We start from the raw sequence: 24,538 nt of genomic DNA, 5'->3' as shown, positions 1-24,538 counted from the left end.
CGATGTCTACCGCTCCGCGAAGGCGCGAGCAAAGGAATCGAGCATCGGTCGCGCCAGATACTCCAGGAATGTCCGGTCGCCCGTGTTGATGAACGCCTCGACCGGCGTCCCTGGATAAAGCTGCTCGGGCTTGACGCCGGACGGCAGCTCGGCGGCAATCTTCAGCCTGGCGCGGAAATAGGGCTCGTGCGTAGCCTGATCGATGAGCCGGTCCGCGGAAATTTGTGTCACGGTGGCTGAAACCTCCGGGGTAAGCCGCGTGTTCAAGGCGGACAATCGCAGCTTCGCCGGCTGGCCGACACGGACCTGATCGATGTCGTTCGGCCGCAGCCTTGCATCGACGATCAGGCCCGGTGCCGTGGGCAGAATCTCCATGATCTTTTCGCCGGGGCCAATCACGCTGCCCTTTGAATTATAGGTTGACGACACCACGATGCCCGCCGCCGGTGCCTTGATCGTCGTTCGCCGCAGCACCGCCTCGGCCGCCCTGATCTGTTCCTTGATGTCGGCCAGGTTGGAGCGAACGTCGTCCAGCTTCGTCAGCGCCTCCTCGACGCGCTGCGTGGCGAGGTGCTCGGTCTGTTCCTGGGCCTCGACGATCTGGGTGTTGGCCGTCGCAAGATAGGCTTCCAGCGCCCCGGCTTGCCCGACAAGGTCGGCTTCACTGCGCAAAAGCTGGGAGTATTCGCTACGATTGGTGAGGCCTCTGTCCAGCAGGCCGGTCTTGATGCCGAGTTCCTTCTTCACCACGTCGGCCTGTTGCTGAATGGCCTGTTTCTGGGCCTGCAATCCAACGACCGACTGGCGATGCATGGCCACCCGTTGGACGAGGATCGATTGTTCGGATCGAAACCGGGCGAGCCTGGCGTCGAATTCCTTCTGCTGTTCTTCAACCAGCGTCTCGAAATCGTGCTGGAACGGTGCTGGCGCCGTTTCGGTGATTGGCGCCAGCCGGTCCAACCCGTCGCGTTCCGCCTCCAGCCGCGCCGCGCTCGCCCTGAGCGCGATCGACTGTCGCGTCAACCGGTTGAGCTCGGCCCGCGCGGCTGTTGGATCCAGCACGATCAGATCCTGGGCCTGTTGCACGCGATCGCCTTCATGGACCAGCAATTCCTGGATGATGCCGCCCTCGGGATGCTGGATCAGGATGTTTCCGCCCGTCGCCGAGATCGTTCCTCGCGTGATCACCGCCCCCGACAAGGGCGCCGTGATGGCCCAATAGCCGAAGCAACCCACCAACAGCGCTATTGCCGCGTAACCGGCGGATGCCACGCGCCTTATGTCGGTGCGCGGGCTGCCTTCCCGGGCGAGGCTCTGCACCGCCATGGCTATGATCCAAAACGGGTGTTATGCATGCGGATCGTCGTGGCGAACGAGCCCGTCACCACGGGATTCTGCCGGGGAATGCCCTTGCCGGCGCCTGTGCTGGCAACCGGGCTGGCGCCTGGGTTGGCCACAGACTGCCGCAACACCTCGCCACTGGGGCCGAAGGCTTCGATCACGCCGCCGCGCAAAAGCATCACGCGGTCGCAGGACGCGGCGATCGAAGGACGATGCGTGATCACGATCGTCGTGACGCCGGCCGCTTTCGCGGCGGCAAGCACCGCTTCGAGTGCGGCTTCGCCGGCGCCGTCGAGATGAGCGCTGGGCTCGTCCAACACCAGGATCCTGGGCGTGCCGTAAAAGGCGCGCGCGAGCCCGATCCGCTGGCGCTCGCCACCCGACAGCCTCCTGTCCGACGGACCTATCAATGTCTGGTAGCCGTCCCGCTGCGCCAGGATCAGTTCATGCGCCTCGGCCCGCCTTGCTGCCTCGATGATCGAGGCGTCATCCGCATGGGGGTCGAAGCGGGCGACGTTTTGCGCGATCGATCCTGGAAAGAGCTCCACCTCTTGCGCCAGGTAGCCGAGATGCTTTCCGAGCAGGCTTTCGTCCCAGGTCCTGAGGTCGGCGCCGTCGATCCTGACCGCGCCGCCGGTCGGCTGGACAGCGCCCACAAGCAACCGCGCCAGCGTCGATTTGCCGGCGCCGCTCGGGCCGACGATGGCCAGCGCTTCGCCGGCGCCGATCTGGAAGTTCAACCGCTTGAGGATGGGTTCGGTGCCGGGCTGGGCATTCGGCGCCATGAAGAAAACGTCCTGCACGGAAATCGCGCCGGTCGGATCGGGCAGGATCAGCTTCCGCGCTTCAGCCGGACGCGCCGCAAGCGCCGTCTCCAGCCGTTTCCACGCTCGCCGGGCATCGGCGATCTGCCGCCAGGCGCCAATCAACTGGTCGAGCGGCTGCAGCGCCCGCGACGACACCAGCGAGGACGCGAAGATCATGCCTGCCGTCATCTGCCCCTTGAGCACCAGCCAGGCGCCGGTGCCGAGGATCGCCAGCTGCAGCATCATGCGCAGCGCCCGCGAGGCACCGCTGAAGATTGCATTGGCACTCGAGGAACGGTCATGGAAGGTGAGTGCAGCCGAGACGTACCCTCCCCAGACCCGCGCGGCGTTCTCCACCATGCCCATGGCGCGCAGCGTCTCGGCATTGCGGGCAAAAGCCTGTTCCGCCTGGCTGGCCAAAGCCGAACGCTCCGCCGAGAAAGCGTCGTTCCTGCCGATGGCAAGCTGATTGGCCACGACCAGGAAAAGCAGAAGCGCCGCGCCGGCGACCGTCACCCAGAACAGCACCGGATGGATGAGATAGAGCAGGGCGAAGAAGACAGGGGCGAAGGGCAGGTCGAACACCACCGCCACGCCGCGCGACCTGATGAAGGCGCAGACCGAGGCAAGGTCGCGCAGCGGCGACAGGCCGCCGGCATATCTTGCGCCAAGAGAAACGGCGAATGTGCGGGCGCCCAGCTTCCGGTCGACGGTCGCCGCGACACGCTGCGTGTAAACGGCACGGATCGCGTCCAGAAGCCCAAGGAAAGCGAGCGCAAGAACCGCGATGGCCGAAAGATAGACAAGCGTCTCGACGCTCGAGGACGGCAGCACGCGATCATAGATCTGCAGCAAGTAGAGCGGGATCACCAACAGCAGGATGTTGATCAACAAAGAGAAGACGCCGACATCGGCGATGGCGCGCATGAAAACCGGACGCAGGCCGGACGGTCCAGTCATTTCGGCATTCCCCGCGGCTGCATGATCCCGAGACCTCAGGCGTGGCCTCCAAACTCGGAACCGCCATGCAGTGTGCTGCTGGCGATGCTGTGCGTGGCGGTGCTGCTGTTCAGGGCATTTACCGGCGCATTGTCCAGCGTATAGGCGCGGATGTAGTCGATCTTCATCTCGGCCGGCGTGGCCAGGTGATCCGGAGGGGTGCCGGCAAAGCCACCGACCGCGAGATCGGCCAGCATATACATTGGCTTGTTCATGTCCGACGGTGTCGCGGCTTCGGCGACCTGCACACCGTCATAGGTCCAGACGAGCTTGTCCGGCGTCCACAGCAGGCCATAGGTGTGGAAGCCGGCGGTATCCGAGACACTCACCGTCGAGGAGACCTTGACGTGCGTACCGGTTTCATTCGTGTGCGCCGTCATGATCAACGAGTTCGGGGCTTGGCCGGCAGTCTCCACGACATCGAGTTCCGGCGGCCACGAACCGTCTTCCGGCAGCAGCCAGAAGGCCGGCCAGGCGCCGGCGTGCTCGGGCAGGTCGGCCCGCATTTCGAAATAGCCATAGGTCTGAGAGAAGGAATCGTGGGTCGTCAGAATGCCGGAGGTGTATTCGTAATTGTTGATCAGCGGCTTGATGTCCGCCGGCGCCTGAGCCGCGGTGATGGTGAGCACGCCGTTGTTCACGCTGAACGGGTGGACGGAACTTGTCGGTGCATAATTGGCGTCGATGTACCACTGCAGTTCGCCATTGCTGGTCAAGGTGCTGCCGTTGGGCGCTCCCCACGAGAAGTTGGTGTCCCAGGTGCCGCCCTGGCTATTGTGAAGGTTCAGCGTGTTGAAATCGTCGCTGAAGGACAGGCTCATTCCGGACTTGTCGATCGGCAATTCGAACTGGCTGGGCTGCAGCTTGTCGATGGTCGTGTCCTTGAACTCGAGGATCTCGCCGGATCCGAGGTTCAACAGCACGTTGGATCCCGCCTGGATCATGTTTGAGTGGATGGCGTCGAACGACGTGAACCCGTAGCCGTTAAGGCGGACGGTGTCGGTGGCGGCGAAATTCGCGATCAGGTCGCTTCCATTGCCTTTGGAGACGATGAAAGTGTCGTAGCCGCCGCCGCCGTCGATCAGCACATCGTTTCCCGCGCCGCCGTCCAGCGTCTGGTGTCCGGCCGTGGCGGTGATGATGTTGTCCAGCCCATTCCCGAAAGCAAAGTTATTGGCGTGTGTGACGATGAGGTTCTCGACATTGTCGGGGAGCTTGTAGCTCATCCATGTGCTGATCGTGTCGATGCCGGCCCCAACGCCCTCGGCCACCTTGTTGCCCGCCGCATAGAGGTAATAGATGTCGTCGCCCGTGCCGCCATGCATGGTGACGTTGACACCGGATGCTCCGTAGATGGAGTCGTTTCCGGAGCTGCCGTACAAGTCCGGTCCGGACCCTGCCGCCGAGAACCAGTGGTTGGAAGCGCCGCTGTAGGGAAGAGGAACGCCCAAAGCGTTGACGAAAAAGCTCATCGGACAAATTCTCCTCGTGATGCCAGGCCTGCTTGAACCGCTCGACATGGGTGCGAGGCGGGTGCATCCGGACCAACGTTGCCACGCACGACATCGTTCCGGGAACTTGCCACATAGATCAACATTACATCGACTGTTCAGTGAGATTTTCTGGACTGAAAGCACAACGATCCGGGAAATGGTCTACGGACAGTAATTTGACCGGCGAAATATTTATTAAAAATTTCGCAACACGCGCCGATCTGCCTGCGACCATGCTTGATTTGGTCAAACGGAAGCGCCCCTGCGTTCTGATGGGGCGTGGAATCGCCGCTCTGGAAATAATGCGTCAACGCGCCGGGCTGGCGCCGCGGGACAGGCTGGTCGCCACCCGACTGCTCGGCGACCACCGCAGCAGCGCCCTAAGCGTGTCGCGGGGACTCTTAAACCGCGGCTTCGATCGGCTCGGCAAGTCTGGGATTGGAGCGTGAGGCGATCAGGCAGCTGGCCACGATAAGGCCGGCTCCCGTCAGCGTGGTCCAGGTCGCCGCCTCATTGAAGAAGAACCAGCCGATCGCGACCGCCCAGATGAAAGCCGAATATTCCGTCGGGATCAGATATTGCGCTTCGGCGCGCGCGTAGGCCCAGCTCATCAGGAACTGGCCGGCGAGCGACAGCGCCGTCACCCCGGCCAGCGGAAGCCAGAGATTGCCCGGCAGGGCAACGGCGAGCCAGGGCGCGGCAAGGCCAAGCGTGATCGCGACGCAAAGGTTTTGGAACAGCATGATCTCGATCGGCTTGGCCACCTGGGCCTGCCGTCGCGCAAGGATCAGATTGTAGGCGTAGAACACCGTCGATGCGAGCACCGCCGCCGTGCCGAGCAGCGCATCCTTGGGATAGCTCGCCTGCCCGAATTGTCCGGCCATGATGATTATGACGCCGGCGATGCCTGCCAGCGAGGCCCAGATCGCCTGGCGCTGTATGCGTTCGCCCAAAAGCAGCGCCGCCAGCAGGAGCGCGAACAGGGGCGCGACGAAGCTGAGCCCGATCGCCTCGGCGAGCGGCAGCCTGGCAAGCCCCCAGAAGAAGGACAACAAGACGATGCCGACGACCACGGCGCGCAGCGCATGCAGCCTCAGCACGGAAAGCGTGGGCCACGAGCGCGTCCCTGCCGACCAGGCCGCGCCGGCGACCACCGTCGCCAGCATGCTGCGCCAGAGCACCGTGTTGTAGACGCCCACGGCGATGACCAGGACCTTCATCGCCGCATCCATCGCCGACAGAAGGAAGATACCGAGCGCGCAGACGAGCACCGGGATCATGGGGGAAACGACGCCTGCCAGGCCGGATGACTTCACTGCGTTGCTCACGTGATGGATCGCAACCTGACATATCAGGGCAAAACGGCGGGGCCAGATGGCAGCCCCGCTGATATGGAGGTCCAACCCTTTCAGGCAGCGTCGAGGCGCGGGCGCCCCCTCAGGCTGCACTGGCATCGGCTGCGGTTTGCCACTATCTGCGGGGCCGCGACTACACACTCTTTTGTCCCCTGCTGACCAGGAGGTGACCATGGCCAGCCCAGCCAGGAAAATGCCAATCAAGAGACTGCCGATGCTGCCGGCTGAACGGGCGCTCAAGGTAATCGCCGGGCGTTGGAAGGCGGTCATCCTCTATCACCTGTTCGATGGGCCACTGCGGCTCACCGCGTTGAGGCAATGATGCCCGGCATCACTCAGAAAGTGCTGATCCAGCAGCTCCGCGAAATGGAGGAGCACGGCCTCGTCAGCCGCGAATCTTCGCCGAGGTTCCCGCGCGCGTCGAATATTCGGCGACCAGTCTCGGCCTCAGCCTCGAGCCGATCCTGCTGGCGCTCTGCCAGTGGGGCCAGCATCACGCCGGCGAGCTGAACGAGACGCACCGCCTCGCCGACTGCATCACCCGGCCACGGCAGGCGCGGCACGCACATGGCATAGGTCGAATCGACAGGGCGGGTTGCCGACATTGGCTGCCCATAGCAGACTGACTGACATCTTCAGAACGGATCGGCAAAAAATGCACCGGTAGCTTCGGGCGAACTTCATTCGACCTACACTCTGGGTGACCTGCGCATCACCGCCCTGCGCGATGGCTATGTCGACATGCCGATCAGACGGCTCCGGCAAAACGGTGACAAGCCATTTGACGACGAATTGCCGGAACAAGTTACGCTGGTTGGCGGTCAACTCAGGCTTTCCGTCAATGCCTTCGCGATCGACGATGGACATGAGATCACTTTGATCGATACCGGCGCCTCGAACGCCTGGCACCCGACCATGGGCCGGCTTCCCCAGGCGATGGACGAGGCCGGCATCGATGTCAGCAGAATTCGCGCCGTCTGCTTCACCCACACGCATCTCGACCACATCCATGGCCTTGTGCTTGCCGACGGCCGGGATGCTTTCCCACACCTGGCGCGCCTGCTCGTTCCCAGGCAGGAACTCGGCCTGTTTCGCGCCGAAGCGAAGCTCGAACGGTTTCATGGCATGGCGCAACCATTCGAAGCCGGGGACCGCCTCGATACCCATGTTGACGTTATCGGCGCGCATGGCCACGAGGTCGGTCACAGCTGCTTTCGCGTTTCGAGCGGCGGCGAGCGCATTTTGATCTGGGGCGATACCGTTCACGTCCCATCGCTTCAGTTCGATCGGCCTGAGGTGACCTGGGAGTTCGACGACGATCAGGACCAGGCGCGCGAGAGCCGGTTGCGGCTGCTGGCGCTTGCGGCGGACGATCATTGTTTCGTTGCGGGCGCGCATCTGGACTCGCCCGGCATCGGCCGTGTCATCCGATCTGGCGGCGGCTTTCGATTTGAGCCGCTATAATTGAAAGGGGCGGCGCAAGCGCCGCCCCGTATCCCTGGGAGGATAATTCGACCGGCGATCAGGCCGCCTTGATTTCCTCGTCGACCACGTCGGCATCGCGAGCCTTCTTCAGCGCCTTGGCCCACCAGGCCACATCGTTGACCAGGGCGGTGGCCGCCTGGTTCAGGTGCTCAAGCTCATCGAGCTTCTTCTCGCCCTGGCGAACGGCGAGGAAATCGGCCCAGACGATGTGGACGGCGGACTTGACCGGCGCCATCTGCAATTCGACGGCATGCATGCGCAGCTGCTCGACAGCGCGGGCGCCGCCGACGCCACCGTAGCCGACGAAGCCGGCCGGCTTCTTGTTCCATTCGTTGGCGGCGTAGTCGATGGCGTTCTTCAGCACGGCCGTAGGGCCGTGATTGTATTCGGCGGCGGTGAAGATGAAGCCGTCATATTCGGCGACCTTCTTCTGCCAGCGCTGCGCCACCTCGTTGGTCGACGGCACCCAGGCGGAGGACGCGACCTCGTCGAAGAAGGGCAGCGGGAAGTCGCGCAGGTCGACGATTTCGACATCGATATCGGCATGCGACTTGGCGATCTTGGCGATCCATTGGGTGGGCACATCGGCGAAGCGCGCGGCGCGCGTCGAACCAATGATGATGGCGATTTTCGGCTTTGACATGGGGGCTCTCCATTCCACTAAAAGCTGGTATCGTTTAGATACCGGCGCTATATGAGATACTGACAACTCAGCGCGCAAGGAGGCACCTTTTTGTTACTGAGGAACCCGCTTAACACCGAGGACTGCCGCGCCGTTTCGGAAATCCTGCAGCGCGTCGGCGACAAATGGACCGTGCTCGTGGTCGGCAAGCTTGGCGGCGGACCCTTGCGTTTCAACGAGTTGCGCGCTGCCGTCGGCGGCATTTCGCAGAAGATGCTGACCACCACCTTGCGCGGCCTGGAACGCGACGGCTTCGTCACCCGCACCGTGTTCCCGACCATTCCGCCACGCGTCGACTACGAACTGACCGAACTCGGTCACGAACTGTTGATCCCGGTCAGCGCGCTTGGCGAATGGGCACGCAGGAACACGCAGCGCGTCAGGGTCGCGCGCGAAAAGTTCGACGGCATGCACGGCTGAGATCCTTGCACGGCAAGGAGTGCGGAGTTTCGTTGTGAGCGCCGTCGCCTGATGACAAGCGGACTGGCGGTTCTTTAAACCAGATCTCGCGACTTTGGCTTTATGGGGCCTAAGACCACCCAAGCTGGCGCCGCTTTGGCGACGACAATCGCAATGGCAAAGTGACCATTCAGGATCTTGGCGCCTTGCCACCGCAATGCGTTGGCCCACAGATCGCGCACGTCGTGGCCGGCCCTCCGCCGCCGATATTGCCTTGCAGGCAGGCGATGCGCGGAGGGGCTTGCTTGACTTCGGCATAGGCCGTTGCGCCGAGCAGGCAGGCCAGCGCGAGAAGGGCTGCCGCGAGCCAGCCGTTCAGCATGTGTTGACGCATTGTCTCTCCTCCAACGCCGGCACAATCGGGCGTAAAGGCAACCATTGGATGTCGCGCGGGGCACCGCCCGCACGAGCGATGTTACAATTGCCCGAGTGGAACCAGCTTTCGTCAGCTCTCGGCAGGAACGGCCTTCGGCTTGCCCTCGCCATCCAGCGCCACCATGACGAAATCGGCGTGCGTCACCTTCTCCATCAGATCGGAGAGATAGCGTTGTGCCCAGGCCTCGACCTTGAGCGTCATCGAGGTGCGGCCGACGCGTTCGACATGGGTGTAGATGCACAGCGTGTCGCCGATCTTCATCGGCTTGGCGAAGGACATCTCCTTGACCGCCGCGGTCACCACGCGGCCCCGGGCGCGCTCGGCGGCGCGGATGCCGCAGGCAAGGTCCATCTGCGCCATCACCCAGCCACCAAAAATATCGCCGGCGGCATTGGCGTCCGAGGGCATGGCCAGCGTGCGCAGCGTCAGGTCTCCGATCGGCCGTCCGTCCGCGTACTGCACCATGGGCAGAATCCTTGTGAGATGGTGGTCATCGATCCGTATCGCCGCTGCTGGACCAGGTCAACGCGCCGCGGCTGCAGTTTCCTCGCCGTCGTGGGCTATAAGCTAACCCTGGCATTCGCGCGGTTGTGCCTGATTTTCAGCGGCTTCGGGTTTTGGGGCGGGTTTCCCCCACTCCGTCTCGGCTTCGCCGAGCCATCTCTCGCCCCTCCGAAGGGAGAGGAAGGGGCCATGCCGGCCAAGCTCGCGCCCTTCCTCTACCCCGTCGATCGGGGAGAGGTGTCGAGCGAAGCTCGACGGAGTGGGGGTCGACTGCACTGCGTAGGACCATTCGCTAGCTGAGAGGCGCCTCTTAAAAATAACCTGCCAGGTTCGAGCGGATGCGATCGAGAACGGTATCCCCGGACACATCGGGCACGAATTTCTTGCCGGTGATCGCCTCGTAGGCCTGCGCATAGACCTTGGAGGCCTGTTCGACGATCTCGTCCGGTATTTTGGGAATAGGATCCTTGTAGGGGTCGCAGCGCGCCGCCACCCATGAGCGGATGAAATCCTTGTCGAAACTCTCCGGCCGCGTGCCGTTGGCGAGCGCCTGTTCGTAGCTTCCGGCGATCCAGTACCGGCTGCTGTCGGGGGTATGGATTTCGTCGGCCAGGATGATCGTCCCGTTCTTGTCTGTGCCGAATTCGTATTTCGTATCGGCGAGGATGAGGCCACGTTCGGCGGCGCGTGCCTGGCCGCGGGCAAACAGCTTCAAGGCGTAGTTTGAAACCGTATCCCACTGCGCCTCGGTGAGAAGCCCCTGGTCGAGGATTTCCGCCCTGGACAGCGGCTCGTCATGGCCGCCGTCCGCCGCCTTGCTCGTCGGCGTGATGACCGGCTCGGCCAGCTTCTCATTGTCGCGCAGGCCGTCCGGCAAGCGCATGCCGTACATGTCGCGTTCGCCGCGCTTGTAGCGGGTCAGGATCGAGGTGCTGGTGGTACCCGCCAGATAACCGCGCACGACGATCTCGACTGGAAGGATGTCGAGCCTTGTGCCGACGACGACGTTGGGATCGGGATATTCCAGAACATGGTTCGGGCAGATATCGGCGGTTTCCTCGAACCAGTACCGCGCCGTCTGCGTCAGGATCTCTCCCTTGAACGGGATCGAGGTCAGGATGATGTCGAAGGCGCTGAGACGGTCGGTGGCGATGATGATGCGCCGCCCGTCGGCCAAATCGTAATTTTCGCGGACCTTGCCCTTGTAGTGACCAGGCAATTCGGGAATGAGAGCATCCGACAGGGTCCGCATTTGATTTCCTGCCTTCCGCAGAGTGATCGATGCCAATCGCATAAGCTGTCGACCCATGCCTATCAAGCGCGATTGTCGGGATTCCCCACAACACGACCTGGCATCACGGTCGCTTTTTTCACAACGCATGCCGGAAGGCACTGCGACGCGGCGAACCCGCCGCGTCTAGGCTGCGGCCAGTTTTCCGGAGCCACCCGTTTCAATCATGCAGACCTATGACTTCATCATCGTCGGCTCCGGCTCGGCCGGCTCGGTGCTTGCTGACAAACTGTCGGCCTCGGGCCGCTTCTCGGTGCTGGTGCTCGAAGCGGGCGGCACCGACCGCCGCTTCTACGTGCAGATGCCGCTCGGCTACGGCAAGACCTTCTTCGACCCCGCGGTCAACTGGAACTACAAGGCAGAGCCGGATCCCGGCCTTGGCGGCAATGCCGACCACTGGCCGCGCGGCAAGCTGCTCGGCGGGTCTAGTTCGATCAACGCCATGGTCTGGATCCGGGGCGCGCGCGAGGATTTCGACGACTGGCGTGCCGCCGGCAATCCCGGCTGGGGCTACGACGACCTGTTGCCGGCCTTCAAGGCACTCGAGGACAACGAGGCCGGCGCCGACACATGGCGGGGCGTCGGCGGTCCGCTGCATATCACCGACTGTTCAAACACCGTCCACCCGCTGACCAAGCGCTATCTCGCGGCCGGCCAGCAAGCCGGTCTGCCGCTCAATCAGGATTTCAACGGCGCTGCCCAGGAAGGCGTCGGCATTTACCAGATCTCGACCAGAAATGGCCGCCGCATGTCTGCGGCGCGCGCTTTCCTTCGCCCGGCGATGAAACGCGCAAACGTCCGCGTCGAAATGAATGCACTGGCGACCCGCGTGCAGTTCGAAGGCAAGCGCGCGGTCGGCATCGAATATCTGCAGAACGGCGAGACGAAGACGGCGCGCGCCGGCCGCGAGATCATCCTGTCCAGCGGTTCGATCAACTCGCCGCAATTGCTGCAGCTGTCCGGCGTCGGCCCGTCGGCGATGCTTGGTGGTCTTGGCATCCCGGTCGTCCACGCCAGCGAGAATGTCGGCGCCAATCTGCAGGACCATGTCGGCATCAACTACACGTTCAAGGGCAAGCTGCCGACGCTCAACCAGATCCTTCGCCCCTGGTGGGGCAAGCTCCTGGTCGGCATGCAGTATATCCTGACGCGGTCGGGCCCGCTGTCGCTGTCGATGAACCATGCCGGCGGTTTCTTCCGCACCGACCCGGCGTTTTCGCGCCCCAACATGCAGCTCTATTTCCAAGCCTTCTCGACCGTCATCCCGAAAGGCGGCGAGCGTCCGATCCTGACGCCCGATCCCTGGCCGGGCTTCTCCATCGGCCTGTCCAACTGCCGCCCGTCGAGCCGCGGCGAGATCATGATCCGATCCCGCAACCCGCTGGATTATCCAAAGATCGTCGCCAACGCCTATTCGACCAACGCCGACGTCGACGAAATGCTGGCGGCGGTGAAGTTCGTGCGCAAGATCGCCGCGATGCCGGCCATGGCCGAGATCATCGCCGAGGAGGTTCTGCCAGGCCCGTCGATCCAGTCGGACGCCGACCTGATCACGGATTTCAGAAAACGCTCCGGCACCGTCTATCACCCGGTTTCGACCTGCCGCATGGGCCCCGATCCCGCACGCGCCGTCGTCGATCCGCGCCTCAAGGTGCACGGCATCGAAGGCCTGCGCGTCATCGATGCCTCGATCTTTCCCGACAACATCACCGGCAACACCAATGCAGCCTCCATCGTGACCGGATGGAAGGGCGCAGAACTGGTTCTGGAGGACCACAAATGAAGATCACCGACGTCAAGACCTGGGTTGTCGGCAATCCGCCGCCCGGCATCGGCGGCAAGTACTTCATCTTCGTCAAGCTCACCACCGATGGCGGCGTGGTCGGTTATGGCGAGGCCTACAATGCCACCTTCTCTGCCCATGTCACGGCGAGGATGGTCGAAGACATGGCCGAACGCTATCTCGTTGGCCGCGATCCGCATGACATCGAGAATTTCTTCCGCCGCGCCTATTCCTCCGGCTTCACCCAGCGCCCCGACGTGTCCGGCATGGGCTGCTTCTCGGCGTTGGAAATGGCCTGCTGGGACATCATCGGCAAAGAGGCCAACAAGCCGGTCTACAAATTGCTCGGCGGCCAGGTGCACGAGACGCTGCGCTCCTACACCTATCTCTATCCGCACACCGGCAGTGTCCATTCCGAGGACGCGCCGGACGGCAAGAACGTCTATAACGACCCGGATTTGGCCGCGGCCTGCGCGCTCGAATATGTCGAGCAGGGCTTCAACGCGGTCAAGCTTGACCCGGCCGGCCCCTACACCGCCTTCGACGGCCACCAGCCGCGCCTCATCGACATCGATGTCTCCACCCGCATGATCAAGGCGATCCGCGAGGCGGTCGGCAACCGCGCCGACATATTGTTCGGCACGCATGGCCAGTTCACCGCGTCGGGGGCGCTGCGCATGGCGCGCGCCATCGAACCCTATGATCCGCTCTGGTTCGAGGAGCCGGTGCCGCCCGACATGCCCGAGGTGATGGCGCAGGTGGCTCGCGGCACCTCGATACCGATTGCCACCGGCGAGCGGCTGACGACCAAGTTCGAGTTCGCCCGCGTCATCGAGAACCGCGCCGCGACCATCCTGCAGCCGGATCTCGGCCGCTCCGGCGGCATTCTGGAGACAAAGAAGATCGCCGCGATGGCCGAGGCCTATCACATCCAGATCGCGCCGCATTGCTATTGCGGCCCAATCGTCGGTGCCGCCAACATCCAGCTGGCGGTGACGCTGCCCAACTTCCTGATCCTGGAATCGCTGAAGCAGTGGGACGGTTTCCACGCCACGCTGCTCAAGAAGAAGATCGAGTGGCAGGACGGCAATGTCATCCCGTCGAAAGAGCCCGGCCTCGGCGTTGAACTCGACGAGGCGGTCTGCGATGCGCACCCCTACACCGGCAAGGACCTGCATCTGCAGATGATGCAGACGCCGCTGATGCCGTGAGCGAACGCTACGCCTTCATCGGCCTCGGTCATCTCGGCGGCAATCTTGCCGCCAGCCTGATCCGCAACGGTTTTGCCGTCATCGTGTTCGACCGCGATCCCGACGCCGTCGAGCGTCTTGTCGCGCTCGGTGCCACCGCCGCCAGCAGCCCGGCCGAAGCGGCGGCACGGGCCGGCAATGCTATAACCTGCCTGCCCTCGCCCAAGGTCAGCGAAGCAGTGCTGACCGGGCCTGGCGGGTTATTGGAAGGTCTGCCCAGGGGTGGCACCTGGATCGAGATGTCGACCAATGGTCGCGACGAGATCCTGCGCCTTGCCGCCCTCGCCTCGGCCAAGGGCATCGAGACGCTGGAGTGCCCGGTCACCGGCGGCGTTCATCTGGCGGCCTCCGGCAAGATCACCGCGCTGGTCGGTGGCGACGCCGCACTCTATGAGCGCCATCGACCGGCGATCGAGGCGATGTGCGCGAAGTCGTTCCTGATGGGACCGATCGGCTCGGCGGCGGTGATCAAGGTGATCACCAACATGCTGGCCTTCATCCATCTCGTCGCCGCCGGCGAGGCGCTGATGCTGGCCAAACAAGGTGGCCTCGACCTCGCGCAGAGCTACCATGCAATCGTTGCATCCTCCGGCAACAGCTTCGTCCACGAGACCGAAAGCCAGCTCATCCTGAACGGCTCCTACGACATCGGCTTCACCATGGACCTAGCGCTGAAGGACCTCGGCTTCGCACTGGGCATGGGCAAGGATTTCGGCGTCCCGCTCGATCTCGCCACGCGCGTCAACGCACTTTTTCAGCAGGGCAAGGCCGCCTATGGCGGCGGGGCCTGGTCGACCCAGATCGTCAAATTGCTCGAGGATGCCGTCGGCACCGACCTGCGCGCGCCCGGTTTTCCGGCCAAACTGGAGCTTTGACCTGGAGGCCAAAACCAAAGGGATTTCATGAACTTGAGTTGATCGCCGGATTCACTCTCGAAAGGAGTTGAATCAAACCCGCAACGCCTTGATTCAATATCTGAGCGTCAGCGCGCCCGGCAGGATCTCGAAAGTCGCCGGTATGCGCCCGGGCGACTCGCCGTCTATGTCGACCAGCGCGTTGTTTTCTGTCCCATCGCCGAGCGGTTCGACAACCACTTTCTTGCCGCGCAGGATGGTGATGGCCGGATGGTTGCGATGCCTGCCGCCATAGAGCAGGCGGATGTCCCAGATCAGCTTCAGCTTGCCCGCCGCGCGCAAGATGACGATGTCGAACTCGCCATCGGTCAGTTCGGCATCCGGCGCGATCATCATGCCGCCGCCGAAGAATTTGCCGTTGGCCACCGCCACCAGCGCCATGCGCGCCTCGACCGGCGCAGCGTCGTCGACGGTGATCCTGACATACTGGAAGCGGTAGCGGATGAACTCGACCACGGTGCGCCACAGGAACAGCGCCTTGGCCGACATCTTGCCCTTGCGCTTGTCGGCATTGACGGCGCGGTCGGTGGCGCCGGACAGGCCAAGACTGGCGATGTTGATGAAATGGCGGCTGGCCAGCGCGCCATGGTCGTCGACGTAGCCGATACGCCCTGCATCGACCTTGCGCCCCTTCGCTTCGGCGATCCGCTTCAGCGCCGCATCCACTTGCTTCGGCAGGCCGAGCCCGCGCGCGAAATCGATGCCGGTGCCGCATGGCAGCAGACCAAGCTCGGTTGTGCGGCCGCCTTCTTCGGCCGCCTGCAGCAGGCCATCGGCCACCTCGCTCGCCGTACCGTCGCCACCGGCTGCGATCACCAGGTCGAAACCGCTGGCGGCAAGGTCGATTGCAAGGCGTTCGGCGTCGCCCTCGGCCTGCGTCTCGCGCAATTCGAAATCGCCGAAGTGCTTCTTCAGCGAGGCGGCGACTTCAGGCCAATGCCGTTTCAGCCGGCCGCCGCCGGCAATCGGATTGAGCACCACCCCGACTTTCAAATACGCGCCCTCCCCGTCGCCGGGCCTGTGTGCCCGATCCTCTGCCGGCCCAATCTTTAGCCGGCATTGAAGCCCGCGCGCGCCGGCAGAGCAAGGGGCGCTCGGCTACGGGTTCCGAAAAGCGTGGGGCAGGCTGTCTAAGGCGTTCGAGCCTGAAACCCATGGGCTTCTGGCATCGGTCCCCGATAATCCCGCTATCCACAGGCCCATGGCCATTCCCCAAGGCCCTTACCCGGCGTAAGTTTAACCCATCTCAGGCGGCTACCGATCATCAAGCCGAAAGGCGAAAGTGAAAGGCGGATTTCCTGAGGCCCGTACGGCCCGGACCGAGAACAGGCTTGCCTGTGCGAGGGACGGAGGCCGAGACCTACGGGGCCGCGGAAAGCGTGCCAACGCCGACGGCGGACCGATGCTGCCATGAAGGACGGCAAAAACCTTCGATGGCGCGCAGGGCAAAGCTCGCAAGGGCCAAGACCGGCGTGGTCTGGAACGGACACTGCCTTCGGGTGGTGGCTGGCAGGACCGTCAAAATCAAGGCCGGCATGGCGCGACGACTTTACGGAAGTTGCTGCCGCGACCGTGTCCTGATCTGACAGGGAGGCGCTGGGAGAAATCCCGGCGCCGACTGTCGTTTTTGGCCCCCTCGATATCCTTTGCCAGCGATCTTGCCGGCGCCGCTTCACCGCGCGCTGAAATCGGTTAGTATCGAGCAGATAGAGTCTGTTCGATACGCGCTCGGAGACTGTTTCGAAAGTTGCTCTGGCGCCATCAGATGGCCGCCGGAGTGACTTTCCAAGCAGTCTCTTGAAGGGGGATACTTCATGACGCTCATCCAAAAGCTTGCCTTTGCCTATGCTTTCCTGTTCTTCGGCGTCGTCGCCGTCGGCTACATACCGGCCTTCAACGACGCCAACGGCAATCTGTTCGGGCTGTTCTCGCTGCAATGGTACGACGACCTGCTGCACGCCTTCTCCGGCGTCTGGGCGCTGGCCGCCGCCTTCATCTCGCACCGCCAGGCGGTGTTCTATTTCAAGCTGTTCGGCTCGGTCTATCTGTTCGACGGCGTGCTCGGGCTGATCACCGGCTCCGGCTGCCTTGATGCCGGCATCTTCATCAACGGTTTCCGCTCCCTCAACGACATCGAATTTCCCGCCCGCTTCTTCGCCAACCTGCCGCACCTCGTCATTGGCGGCTTCGCCGTCTATGTCGGCTTCTGGCTGTCGAAGCGCATTTACGACCACTTCGCCACGGCCTGACCGGCCATGTTCCTGCTCCGCTGGCTGAAGCGCATCATCAAGACGATCCTTTGGCTGATCGTCATCGTCATCCTGATCCCGATCGTCGGGCTGGCCTATGGCTTCCTGACGACGCCGTCGCTCGACAAGACGCCATTGCCGGGCATCGCCGACGGCGCGCCGCCCAAGGCGCTGGCCGACAAGGTCCGCACTGAGATCCCCGGCTACCAGCGGCCGGAGGAATCGACCTTCCTCACCTACCCGGAATGGGCGATCGTCTATGCCGCGCGCGAATATGCCGGCTTCGTCGCCAAGGACCAGCCGAGCGGCTTCCCCTACTGGTCCTATGTCGGCCGCTTCTGGCAGGACTACGCCATGGTGATCCGCGCCGGTTCTGCCTACAAGTTCAACTATGCCAACCATCAGATGCTGGTCATCATCGGCACCAGCCACTCGATCGAGCACATTTTGCAATGGGCCTATGAAAACACGGTCGGTCGCATCACCGAGGCGACGACGGCCAAGCGCACCGCGGCCGACATCTACCAGGCCAAGGTGGCGGCCGAGTACGCCGCTTTCCTCGACCAGGTGCCGTGGTACCAGTTCCCCTATGCGCAGAAGCGCGCCGGCCTGTTTGCCGTGCAGCCGGCACCGGGCGACAGTTCTATCCGCACCAGCGAACGCAAGCTCGCCTTCGGTCTCGCCGACACCATCAAGCAGGGCTATGCCGACCTGATCGCCAAGGCGCTTGCCGCGACCTCCGACCCGGCCCTGCTCGACATCCACGTCTGGGCCAAGGGGCCGGTCGGCGAAGCGACACGCACTGAGCCCGACACCTTGCTGGAACGCGACTATGGCATTGACGGCACCGTCTTCGTCACCAAGCGCTATCAGGTGTTCACCGACATGATCCCGCGCCTGATCGACAAGGGGGTCTCCTTCGTCGAGATCGGCGGCAATGACGAGACCATGGTCACCATGCTGTCGACGGATGCGATCGCCGTTCCCGAAGGCATGCGCATCCTGTTCAGCTACCCGCTGCCGGCCGATCCCTCGATGCGCCGCACCGGCATGGTCGTCGCCGTGCGCAAGCTGCACCTTGTGCTGCCGTCACTGATCAAGGCCGGCGCGAAACTCGAACACGTCTACGATTACTGACAGGGGGACGGCGGCCGGGGCGGCAGGGAACCGCGTCTCTGTTGCAGAATCGACACCCGGTTGATCTTTCGGACACCACGCCACGCTCAATCCACAATCGCGGCCAAATCCCGCCTTGTTCGCGCGCGATGAAACGCTTCCATGTCGCCCAAAGCGGAAAACGGTTTGGGACCGTGACATGGCACATGAATCGGTTGCCGGGGCATCTCGAAGGGACAAGACCGTGATCAAGACCGCCCTTGTCGCCATGACCATCGTCGGCTGCGACTGCGACGCCAAGCTGTGCGAATATATCGGTGAGACGCCGGCCAAGTGGTCGACCATCGCGGAGTGCGAATCGGCGATGAAGAGCCAGATCCTGCACGAGAGCAATTTCAACTATCCGCTCGTCTCCGGCATCTGCCGCACGAAGGGATCGTCGTCCTCCTCGCAACTGGCGGCCATCGCATCCCGTCCGGAACTGAAGCCCGCCAGCAGGATCGTCAAAACCCAAAACCCGCTGCCGCCGGAGCTCAGCCATCGGCCGAGCGTTCCGGTCGGCTCGCCGACGACGGCCCTGGAAGCAGCAGCCGCCCGGCCTGTCGCCTATGAGCAGGTGGTCGATGGTGGCACCGGCGTGCTCTACCGCACCAAGAACGGCTACGCCGTGGTCAAGACCGATCTCGGCCGCGCCGCATCCGCGACCGCGGACGCGGCCAAACGCTCGGTGAACTGGCTGACCGGCCTGATGCCGACGGGGCTGTAGGCTCCAAACGTCGCGCTCTACGGCGCCCTCCTCACAAGAAGTTCTGCCTGGCCTACGCCACCCCGCTCAGCGCCTTGATGGCGCGGTAGAAGGTCGAGGAAAACAGCTCCGTCGGGTCATAGCGCCGCTTTGCCGCCAGGAAGGCCGGCAGTTCGGGATAGGAGGCCAGCAATTCGCTTGCCGTGTAGTGCAGCTGGTAGGGCAGGAAGAAACGCCCGCCATGCCGGATCGTCGCGTCGATCAGCGCCCGCGTCAGCGCCCGCATTTTAGCGTTGCCGTCGGCATCGGTCGGCTGGTTGATGTAGAGCACCAGCGAATAGGCCGGCTCCGGTGCATAGGTCAGCGCCAAATCCTCCTTGTGGACGATGCGCACCGACGCGTTGAGCACAGGCAGGTCCTGGTTGCGCAGGATCTCGCGGGCCTCGGCGATGAATGGATTATACGCCGCGCGTGGAATAAAATATTCGTGCAGGATGTCGGTCTCATCCACCAAATCGTTGAAGAGATAGGGCACTGAATCGTGCATCGGGTTGTTGCGGGTGACGAGGCAGGCCTCGCCCTGCGCCATCGCAGCCGTGCGCGCCACCGTGCAGCTCTCGAATTTCGGCTCCAGCGTCTTTTCGGTGAACCATTTCAGCTCCTGGAACAGGCTGCCCTGCTTGGCCAGATTCATGATCACCCGCTTCAGCCCGACACCCTCCGGCTCGCCGATCTCGGGCTGATCGGCCGGCGGCTGCTCGGCCACCTTGTCGTAGCGATAGACGATCATGTCCTCGAGGAAATTGCCCGGCGCCGTCGACAGATGGCCGTAAAACAGGCCGATCCCCCTGTTCGGCTCCAGCACCTCGGCAAAGAATTTCGGAAAGTCGTCGGATTTGATGATTTCCCGTGAGGTCCGGTAGACGGCATTGTCGACGATATCGAGCGTCGCTTCCAGCACCACGCCGAACAGGCCGTAACCGCCGACGACATGACGGAACAGCTCGGTGTTCTCGCTCGGAGAGCAGGTGATCACCGACCCGTCGGCCAGCATCACCCGCATCGAGCGGATCGAACCGGCAACCGAACCCGCCTGATGGTCCATGCCATGCGCGTTGACGGACAGCGAGCCGCCGACGGAGAAGATGTCGGTCGACTGCATCGACTTCACCGCGAAGCGCGGATGCAGCATGTTTTGGATGTCGTGCCAGCGCGCGCCCGGCTGCACCGTCATGGTTCGGGCCGCCGCGTCGACGGTCACCTTGTTGAACTTTCTGAGGTCAAGCACCAGCGCGTTGTCGTCGAAGGCGTGGCCGCCCATCGAATGACGGATGGCGGCCAGCGAGACTTTCAGCCCGTTGTCGCGAGCGAAGGCCAACGCCCTGGCGATATGGTCCTCCTCGCCGACCTCGACCACGCCATAGACCGGCGTCCTCGACAGGCCGCTGGCATCATTGATGTCGCCGCCTTCGGCCGACCAGGGCAGTGCGGGATCGAAGGCCGGCGCGTTCTCGAGCGGCTTCAGCGGCAGGGCAATGCCGTCGACCTCTGCGATGCGGCCGGCATTCTTCGGTCCGGAAGGCCCGCGCGCCAGCCGCGCCATGGTGGTTCCGCCCCACAACACCGCGCCGCCGGCCACCGCCGCACCCAACAGCAGCCGCCGCGACAGGCGAAACCTTTTTTGGTGCTCGGCCATGAATATCCCCCGTTGGCCAAGGGATAGCGCGGCCTTTTGGCAAAAACCATAGCGGCTGTGCCGGAACGGCGTTCCGGCACCTTCTCCCCGAGATAATGACGGGGAGAAGGCAAGTGCTTGAACGTCGGCGGCTTTTACGAAGCCTTCTTGATCGACGTCACCATGCCGGTCTTGTCGTCGACCGTCACCGCCACCTTGGCGCCAACCTTCAGCTTCCCGACCGCCGCGTCCGGCGACAGCTGGTAGATCTTGCCATCGTCGAGCGTGATCGACTTGGTCGTCGCGTCGACCGACTGGATGGTGCCCTGAACGGTCGCGGCATAGGCCGTGCCGAGGAAGGCGAGCAGGGCGGCGGTGGTTGCGAGGGTCTTCTTCATCGGTAAGCACTCCATGCTGTTTCAGTTCTCGCCCGGTGTCGCCTTGGGAAACGACGGCACCGAACGGCCTGAAACTGAGCGGAAAGCATGCCAGCCGCAAATCACGTTGGGTGAATTTTCGCAAAGCAATTCATAGGCTTAATTCCGACACATTGCCTGCGGCTGAGGTGACCTCTTGCCGCTTTGGCGCTTCCCGGCAAGCGCGCTCCGTCCACGAAAAGAGTCACTTGGCCGATTGCGGCGAGCGATGTCCGAACACCATGCTGCCGCCGCAATCCTCGTTGGGCCGCTTCACGAAACCACCCGCTGGCTTTCCAGCCATACAAGTTTTGTTTCACCGATCGGCACGAAACCTCTACCTTAGCTCGCGCTATGGTTGCAAATTCGAAATGAGTGCACGAGAATATCGGCAGCCAGAGGGGGGCGTGATTCCATGAAGTTTGTATTCCGGACCATAATATCGCTGCTGCTGGCGCTTGGGCCCGGGTCCGCCTCTGCGCAGGACGCGGACTCGGATGGCGACAAGACGATCATGTTTACCGAGGACGACCCCGAGATGGCAGCAGCGACCGCGAAGGCGCTCGCCAGCCTGGACGAATTCCTGGCGTTGTCCGAGGCTCCTCCGTCCGACACGGAGAGGTTCAAATTGAAGGTCAAGGTGCGCGACGGCAACGTCACCGAGCACTTCTGGGTCATCCCGTTCCGGCGCACCGAAACCGGCTTCGTCGGCATATTGGCGAACCAGCCGGAACAAGTGCGCAATGTCGTCCTCGGCCAGAACATCGAATTCACCCGGGACGATATTTCAGATTGGGGCTATACCCGCGATGGGCGGCAGGTCGGCAGCTTCACCGTCTGCGTGATGTTCAAGAAAATGTCGAAGGAAGAGGTGGAGACCATGCGCGACAAATACGGCTTCGATTGCTGACGGCCAAGCCGGCTAGCCCGCCGCGTTCTTCGCGCCGATCTTGCGCACCAGCGCCGCCGTGGCCAACATGGCGCCCATATCCGATATCATCGGCGCGACGTGCCTGTTGTAGTCGAGTGGAACCGAAATATCCGGCAGCTCGAAGAAGTTCTTCGCCTGCGGCAAGAGCAGGAAACCGTCGCCGCCATTGAGCGCGACGCGGGCCGGATCGTCGGGCCAGGTTTCGCCCAGCCATTTCAGCGCCTGCGCCAGCCGACCGGTCACCAGCGGCCGCGCCGCCTCGACATTGTCGGTGCGGAACTCGTAAGCCGCGTCGAGCAGGGGCTCACCCGACGACAGCTCCTGCATCCTGGCCGTGAACATGCCGCGGAAAAAACCGATGACCGCGTTGGTGCGCCGCGTCGCCACCAGAATTCCAGGGAACGGCTCGATGGCCTCGAAGGCAACGATGACGCCCTTGAAGGCCGTCGATGAGCCCTTGCCCGTCCCTTCCCGCAATTCCGCTTCGTAGAGCTCGAACGGAAACTCGTCGTAGCGGCCGGAAATGACATCGTCGAACGCTTGCCGGTTGAACGGCCTGACCGCCTCGCGCGGCAGCCGGTCGAAGGAGTTTGGCCTGCCGCCGTGCTGGTAGCGCACATCGCGGATGAAGCCGAAGATGATGGGCAGCAGCATCTGGCGGAACGATTGCTGCAGCCGGGTCGCCGGCTTCATGGCCTGGAAGTAGAGCAGGCTCGAAGCCGCGAATCCGACGGCATAGAGGAACACATGCGGCGGCGAGAACCACTGCTCGTTTGGGTCGGCGACCTTGTTGAACAGCCAGGTGAGCACGACCACGGCGACCACGACCAGGCCGACAAACACCGGCACACGCCAGCGCACCTGCCGCGCCACCGAGGCCCGCGCCGCCTCATAGCTCTCGATGTCTTTCCGGATGGCGGCGGTAGCCGTCTCACCAGGCATGAAATCCGCTGTTTCCATCGCCACCCCCCGCAAGCCTCGATGAGCTCATGATAGCCAGTTTTGCGAGAAAGTCGCCAGCCGGAGGCAGCAAGCGCGAATCTTCCCTTCTCCCCTTGTGGGAGAAGGTGGATCGGCGCGTCAGCGCCGAGACGGATGAGGGGTGTTCCAGCGGAATGAGACGCTGGTGTTCCCTGGAACACCCCTCATCCGTCGCCTTCGGCGACACCTTCTCCCGCAAGGGCTAGTGTGCGCACACATTTGCTTCGTGCTTTGATCAAGCGTGAAGAAGCGACGCCGGAAAATGGCTTGAAGCGTTTGAATCGTATGTGATTCTGTAGCTGCCATTGTTGATTCTGGAGGCTTCGACGATGGCTTTGCTGCTTGGATACTTCGGCGACCTGCGCTTGCAAAAAAGGGGAGCATGGTTCTGGAGCGCATGTTTGCGCGTGTCAGCGCGGGCATGCGCCGGCTGGCCGACACGCGCGCGGAGAAGGTCGCGTTCACGCGCCTGTTTCGCAATCGCCACGTGAGCAAGCAAGAGATCATCCGCACGGCGGCGGCGCGAACCGCCGAAATGGCCGCCGGCCGCCACGTGCTGATCATCGAGGACAGCAGCGAGATCAACTATGAAGCCAAGGCTTCACGCAAGCGTGGCCTCGGTCGTGTCGGCAATGGCAAGGATATCGGGCTGTTCGTGCATCCGGCGCTGGCCGTGGATGCCGGGGACGGCTCGGTCCTGGGCCTTGCAGGCGCCACGATCTGGCGGCGCGAGGCAAAGAAGGCGCATGACTACCAGGCGCTGCCGATCGAAGCCAAGGAAAGCCACAAATGGATCGGCACCGCCAAGGCGGCATGCCAGGCGCTGACCGACACGCCGCAGATGACGGTGGTCGGCGACCGCGAAGCCGACATCTACGAAGTGTTTGCAAGGCTTCCCGGCGAGCGCACCCATGTGCTCATCCGCGCTGTACGGGATCGGGCTTTGGGCACGCGGGGCGAGCGCCTGTTCAGCGCGATCGCCAAGACGGCGGAAGCCGGCCGCATTGCCTTCGAGCTGCAGGCACGCCCTGGCCGGCCGGGTCGCACCGTCGAACTGGCCGTTCGCTTCACCGCGGTGAGCTTGCGCCAGCCCCGCCTTGGCGCCGACAGCCGCGATCCGAGCGAACTCACGCTCAACATGGTGGAAGTGCGCGAGATCGATCCACCTTCGGCCAAGGACGCGGTGATCTGGCGGCTGTTGACCACCCACAGCGTCGAAACACTCGCCGATGCCTGCCGCATCGTCGAGATGTATCGCTCGCGTTGGATCGTCGAGCAGTTGTTCCGGACCGTGAAGTCGCAGGCCATCGATCTGGAGGAAAGTCTCATCGCCGATGGCGATGCACTCGAACGCCTGGCCGCCGCCGCTCTGGTCGTCGCCACCAGGGTCATGCAACTCGTGCACGGGCGTGGTTCGCCGGGCCAGGGCTTCCAGGCCGCGCGCCTCTTTGATCCCACCGAGATCACCGTCCTGGACGTGCTCATCGCCAAGCTCGAAGGCAAGACCCAAAAGCAGAAGAACCCTCACCCCACGCACACGCTCGCCTGGGCCGCCTGGTGTATCGCCAGGCTCGGAGGCTGGAACGGCTACGAAAAGGAACGCCCGCCAGGGCCTATCACCTTCACCAACGGCCTCAGACGCTTCAACGCCATCGTAGACGGCTTCGTTCTCGCCTCACAAAAATGA

At 63.3% G+C, this 24,538-nt stretch carries 23 protein-coding genes and 1 pseudogene; 12 read left to right on the top strand and 12 right to left on the bottom strand.

Features of this window, described 5'->3' with window-relative positions; translation table 11 throughout:
* Positions 1-6: 6 nt before the first annotated feature.
* The 4 genes from AC0NIH_RS11710 to AC0NIH_RS11695 form a co-directional block, all read right to left on the bottom strand.
* The gene (locus tag AC0NIH_RS11710; RefSeq protein WP_473468701.1) at positions 7-1,326 is read right to left on the bottom strand and encodes an HlyD family type I secretion periplasmic adaptor subunit; all 1,320 of its coding nucleotides are present in this window, start codon (positions 1,324-1,326) and stop codon (positions 7-9) included.
* A 2-nt stretch (positions 1,327-1,328) separates the two neighbouring features.
* Entirely contained in the window at positions 1,329-3,107 is a 1,779-nt protein-coding gene (locus tag AC0NIH_RS11705) for a type I secretion system permease/ATPase (protein ID WP_473468702.1), read from the bottom strand.
* Positions 3,108-3,142: 35 nt separating this feature from the next.
* On the bottom strand, positions 3,143-4,618 hold the full coding sequence (gene eglC / locus AC0NIH_RS11700) for an endo-1,3-1,4-beta-glycanase EglC (RefSeq protein ID WP_473468704.1): 1,476 nt from the start codon (positions 4,616-4,618) through the stop codon (positions 3,143-3,145).
* Between the two features lie 422 nt (positions 4,619-5,040).
* Complete coding sequence (locus AC0NIH_RS11695) at positions 5,041-5,919, bottom strand: DMT family transporter (RefSeq protein WP_473468726.1); 879 nt, start codon at positions 5,917-5,919, stop codon at positions 5,041-5,043.
* A 247-nt stretch (positions 5,920-6,166) separates the two neighbouring features.
* Here AC0NIH_RS11695 and AC0NIH_RS11690 point away from each other — a divergent pair, with 247 nt between their 5' ends.
* The 3 genes and pseudogenes from AC0NIH_RS11690 to AC0NIH_RS11680 all read left to right on the top strand — a co-directional run bounded on the left by AC0NIH_RS11690 (position 6,167) and on the right by AC0NIH_RS11680 (position 7,458).
* A complete protein-coding gene (locus AC0NIH_RS11690) occupies positions 6,167-6,316 on the top strand; it encodes a winged helix-turn-helix transcriptional regulator (protein WP_473562737.1) in 150 nt (49 codons plus the stop codon).
* A pseudogene (locus tag AC0NIH_RS11685) lies at positions 6,313-6,620 on the top strand (winged helix-turn-helix transcriptional regulator). The gene AC0NIH_RS11690 and the pseudogene AC0NIH_RS11685 overlap by 4 nt, the downstream one beginning before the upstream one ends.
* Before the next feature lie 115 nt (positions 6,621-6,735).
* On the top strand, positions 6,736-7,458 hold the full coding sequence (locus AC0NIH_RS11680; protein WP_473468706.1) for an MBL fold metallo-hydrolase: 723 nt from the start codon (positions 6,736-6,738) through the stop codon (positions 7,456-7,458).
* A 58-nt stretch (positions 7,459-7,516) separates the two neighbouring features.
* Here AC0NIH_RS11680 and AC0NIH_RS11675 read toward each other — a convergent pair whose 3' ends face one another.
* A complete protein-coding gene (locus tag AC0NIH_RS11675; RefSeq protein WP_023767573.1) occupies positions 7,517-8,122 on the bottom strand; it encodes an NADPH-dependent FMN reductase in 606 nt (201 codons plus the stop codon).
* 90 nt (positions 8,123-8,212) lie between these two features.
* Between AC0NIH_RS11675 and AC0NIH_RS11670 the strand changes: the two genes are divergently transcribed.
* Positions 8,213-8,581 (top strand): winged helix-turn-helix transcriptional regulator, encoded by a 369-nt coding sequence (locus AC0NIH_RS11670; protein ID WP_023779866.1) that lies wholly within the window; start codon positions 8,213-8,215, stop codon positions 8,579-8,581.
* Between the two features lie 169 nt (positions 8,582-8,750).
* Here AC0NIH_RS11670 and AC0NIH_RS11665 read toward each other — a convergent pair whose 3' ends face one another.
* The 3 genes from AC0NIH_RS11665 to AC0NIH_RS11655 all read right to left on the bottom strand — a co-directional run bounded on the left by AC0NIH_RS11665 (position 8,751) and on the right by AC0NIH_RS11655 (position 10,752).
* Positions 8,751-8,954 carry a hypothetical protein gene (locus AC0NIH_RS11665; protein ID WP_473468708.1) on the bottom strand — a complete coding sequence of 68 codons (204 nt, stop codon included), beginning with the start codon at positions 8,952-8,954 and terminating at the stop codon, positions 8,751-8,753.
* 111 nt (positions 8,955-9,065) lie between these two features.
* Complete coding sequence (locus tag AC0NIH_RS11660) at positions 9,066-9,461, bottom strand: acyl-CoA thioesterase (protein WP_013893544.1); 396 nt, start codon at positions 9,459-9,461, stop codon at positions 9,066-9,068.
* Positions 9,462-9,810: 349 nt separating this feature from the next.
* Positions 9,811-10,752 (bottom strand): phosphoribosylaminoimidazolesuccinocarboxamide synthase, encoded by a 942-nt coding sequence (locus tag AC0NIH_RS11655; protein ID WP_473468710.1) that lies wholly within the window; start codon positions 10,750-10,752, stop codon positions 9,811-9,813.
* A gap of 205 nt (positions 10,753-10,957) precedes the next feature.
* On the opposite strand from AC0NIH_RS11655, the gene AC0NIH_RS11650 reads away from it, so the two are divergent.
* The 3 genes from AC0NIH_RS11650 to AC0NIH_RS11640 are packed head-to-tail and all read left to right on the top strand — an operon-like array spanning position 10,958 to position 14,699.
* Positions 10,958-12,574: a GMC family oxidoreductase gene (locus AC0NIH_RS11650; RefSeq protein ID WP_473468712.1), complete on the top strand. Its 1,617-nt coding sequence runs from the start codon at positions 10,958-10,960 to the stop codon at positions 12,572-12,574.
* Entirely contained in the window at positions 12,571-13,785 is a 1,215-nt protein-coding gene (locus AC0NIH_RS11645; RefSeq protein WP_023779860.1) for a mandelate racemase/muconate lactonizing enzyme family protein, read from the top strand. The genes AC0NIH_RS11650 and AC0NIH_RS11645 overlap by 4 nt, the downstream gene beginning before the upstream one ends.
* The gene (locus AC0NIH_RS11640) at positions 13,782-14,699 is read left to right on the top strand and encodes an NAD(P)-dependent oxidoreductase (RefSeq protein ID WP_287276155.1); all 918 of its coding nucleotides are present in this window, start codon (positions 13,782-13,784) and stop codon (positions 14,697-14,699) included. Before AC0NIH_RS11645 ends, AC0NIH_RS11640 begins: the two co-directional genes overlap by 4 nt.
* Before the next feature lie 93 nt (positions 14,700-14,792).
* Here the strand turns inward: AC0NIH_RS11640 and AC0NIH_RS11635 are convergent, their stop codons facing one another.
* Positions 14,793-15,731 (bottom strand): diacylglycerol/lipid kinase family protein, encoded by a 939-nt coding sequence (locus AC0NIH_RS11635; protein WP_287276157.1) that lies wholly within the window; start codon positions 15,729-15,731, stop codon positions 14,793-14,795.
* Positions 15,732-16,552: 821 nt separating this feature from the next.
* Here AC0NIH_RS11635 and AC0NIH_RS11630 point away from each other — a divergent pair.
* The 3 genes from AC0NIH_RS11630 to AC0NIH_RS11620 all read left to right on the top strand — a co-directional run bounded on the left by AC0NIH_RS11630 (position 16,553) and on the right by AC0NIH_RS11620 (position 18,869).
* Complete coding sequence (locus AC0NIH_RS11630) at positions 16,553-16,987, top strand: hypothetical protein (protein ID WP_473468714.1); 435 nt, start codon at positions 16,553-16,555, stop codon at positions 16,985-16,987.
* Between the two features lie 6 nt (positions 16,988-16,993).
* Positions 16,994-18,124 carry a hypothetical protein gene (locus tag AC0NIH_RS11625; protein WP_473468716.1) on the top strand — a complete coding sequence of 377 codons (1,131 nt, stop codon included), beginning with the start codon at positions 16,994-16,996 and terminating at the stop codon, positions 18,122-18,124.
* Positions 18,125-18,347: 223 nt separating this feature from the next.
* The gene (locus AC0NIH_RS11620) at positions 18,348-18,869 is read left to right on the top strand and encodes a hypothetical protein (protein ID WP_023779855.1); all 522 of its coding nucleotides are present in this window, start codon (positions 18,348-18,350) and stop codon (positions 18,867-18,869) included.
* Between the two features lie 52 nt (positions 18,870-18,921).
* Here the strand turns inward: AC0NIH_RS11620 and AC0NIH_RS11615 are convergent, their stop codons facing one another.
* Positions 18,922-20,544: an FAD-binding oxidoreductase gene (locus AC0NIH_RS11615; protein ID WP_473468718.1), complete on the bottom strand. Its 1,623-nt coding sequence runs from the start codon at positions 20,542-20,544 to the stop codon at positions 18,922-18,924.
* A 134-nt stretch (positions 20,545-20,678) separates the two neighbouring features.
* The gene (locus AC0NIH_RS11610; protein WP_023767559.1) at positions 20,679-20,921 is read right to left on the bottom strand and encodes a DUF1344 domain-containing protein; all 243 of its coding nucleotides are present in this window, start codon (positions 20,919-20,921) and stop codon (positions 20,679-20,681) included.
* 433 nt (positions 20,922-21,354) lie between these two features.
* Here AC0NIH_RS11610 and AC0NIH_RS11605 point away from each other — a divergent pair, with 433 nt between their 5' ends.
* The gene (locus tag AC0NIH_RS11605; RefSeq protein ID WP_287276169.1) at positions 21,355-21,849 is read left to right on the top strand and encodes a YegJ family protein; all 495 of its coding nucleotides are present in this window, start codon (positions 21,355-21,357) and stop codon (positions 21,847-21,849) included.
* 12 nt (positions 21,850-21,861) lie between these two features.
* Here AC0NIH_RS11605 and AC0NIH_RS11600 read toward each other — a convergent pair whose 3' ends face one another.
* On the bottom strand, positions 21,862-22,830 hold the full coding sequence (locus tag AC0NIH_RS11600; protein ID WP_473468721.1) for a hypothetical protein: 969 nt from the start codon (positions 22,828-22,830) through the stop codon (positions 21,862-21,864).
* A 418-nt stretch (positions 22,831-23,248) separates the two neighbouring features.
* Here AC0NIH_RS11600 and AC0NIH_RS11595 point away from each other — a divergent pair, with 418 nt between their 5' ends.
* Positions 23,249-24,538 carry an IS4 family transposase gene (locus AC0NIH_RS11595; RefSeq protein ID WP_473469862.1) on the top strand — a complete coding sequence of 430 codons (1,290 nt, stop codon included), beginning with the start codon at positions 23,249-23,251 and terminating at the stop codon, positions 24,536-24,538.

The organism is Mesorhizobium sp. WSM1386 (assembly GCF_055901595.1).
Note: the sequence above shows the minus strand (reverse complement) of the source record. Positions and strands in the feature narration are given on the sequence as shown.

What these genes read in the sequence shown, in the direction of transcription:
- AC0NIH_RS11650 (WP_473468712.1), top strand. Translation starts at nt 10,958, where the DNA reads ATGCAGACCTATGACTTCATCATCGTCGGCTCCGGCTCGGCCGGCTCG.
- AC0NIH_RS11675 (WP_023767573.1), bottom strand. Translation starts at nt 8,122, where the DNA reads ATGTCAAAGCCGAAAATCGCCATCATCATTGGTTCGACGCGCGCCGCG.
- AC0NIH_RS11625 (WP_473468716.1), top strand. Translation starts at nt 16,994, where the DNA reads ATGTTCCTGCTCCGCTGGCTGAAGCGCATCATCAAGACGATCCTTTGG.
- eglC (WP_473468704.1), bottom strand. Translation starts at nt 4,618, where the DNA reads ATGAGCTTTTTCGTCAACGCTTTGGGCGTTCCTCTTCCCTACAGCGGC.
- AC0NIH_RS11705 (WP_473468702.1), bottom strand. Translation starts at nt 3,107, where the DNA reads ATGACTGGACCGTCCGGCCTGCGTCCGGTTTTCATGCGCGCCATCGCC.
- AC0NIH_RS11680 (WP_473468706.1), top strand. Translation starts at nt 6,736, where the DNA reads ATGCCGATCAGACGGCTCCGGCAAAACGGTGACAAGCCATTTGACGAC.
- AC0NIH_RS11610 (WP_023767559.1), bottom strand. Translation starts at nt 20,921, where the DNA reads ATGAAGAAGACCCTCGCAACCACCGCCGCCCTGCTCGCCTTCCTCGGC.
- AC0NIH_RS11695 (WP_473468726.1), bottom strand. Translation starts at nt 5,919, where the DNA reads ATGATCCCGGTGCTCGTCTGCGCGCTCGGTATCTTCCTTCTGTCGGCG.
- AC0NIH_RS11615 (WP_473468718.1), bottom strand. Translation starts at nt 20,544, where the DNA reads ATGGCCGAGCACCAAAAAAGGTTTCGCCTGTCGCGGCGGCTGCTGTTG.
- AC0NIH_RS11605 (WP_287276169.1), top strand. Translation starts at nt 21,355, where the DNA reads ATGAAGTTTGTATTCCGGACCATAATATCGCTGCTGCTGGCGCTTGGG.
- AC0NIH_RS11710 (WP_473468701.1), bottom strand. Translation starts at nt 1,326, where the DNA reads ATGGCGGTGCAGAGCCTCGCCCGGGAAGGCAGCCCGCGCACCGACATA.
- AC0NIH_RS11655 (WP_473468710.1), bottom strand. Translation starts at nt 10,752, where the DNA reads ATGCGGACCCTGTCGGATGCTCTCATTCCCGAATTGCCTGGTCACTAC.
- AC0NIH_RS11660 (WP_013893544.1), bottom strand. Translation starts at nt 9,461, where the DNA reads ATGGTGCAGTACGCGGACGGACGGCCGATCGGAGACCTGACGCTGCGC.
- AC0NIH_RS11630 (WP_473468714.1), top strand. Translation starts at nt 16,553, where the DNA reads ATGACGCTCATCCAAAAGCTTGCCTTTGCCTATGCTTTCCTGTTCTTC.
- AC0NIH_RS11665 (WP_473468708.1), bottom strand. Translation starts at nt 8,954, where the DNA reads ATGCGTCAACACATGCTGAACGGCTGGCTCGCGGCAGCCCTTCTCGCG.
- AC0NIH_RS11595 (WP_473469862.1), top strand. Translation starts at nt 23,249, where the DNA reads ATGTTTGCGCGTGTCAGCGCGGGCATGCGCCGGCTGGCCGACACGCGC.
- AC0NIH_RS11600 (WP_473468721.1), bottom strand. Translation starts at nt 22,830, where the DNA reads ATGGAAACAGCGGATTTCATGCCTGGTGAGACGGCTACCGCCGCCATC.
- AC0NIH_RS11645 (WP_023779860.1), top strand. Translation starts at nt 12,571, where the DNA reads ATGAAGATCACCGACGTCAAGACCTGGGTTGTCGGCAATCCGCCGCCC.
- AC0NIH_RS11690 (WP_473562737.1), top strand. Translation starts at nt 6,167, where the DNA reads ATGGCCAGCCCAGCCAGGAAAATGCCAATCAAGAGACTGCCGATGCTG.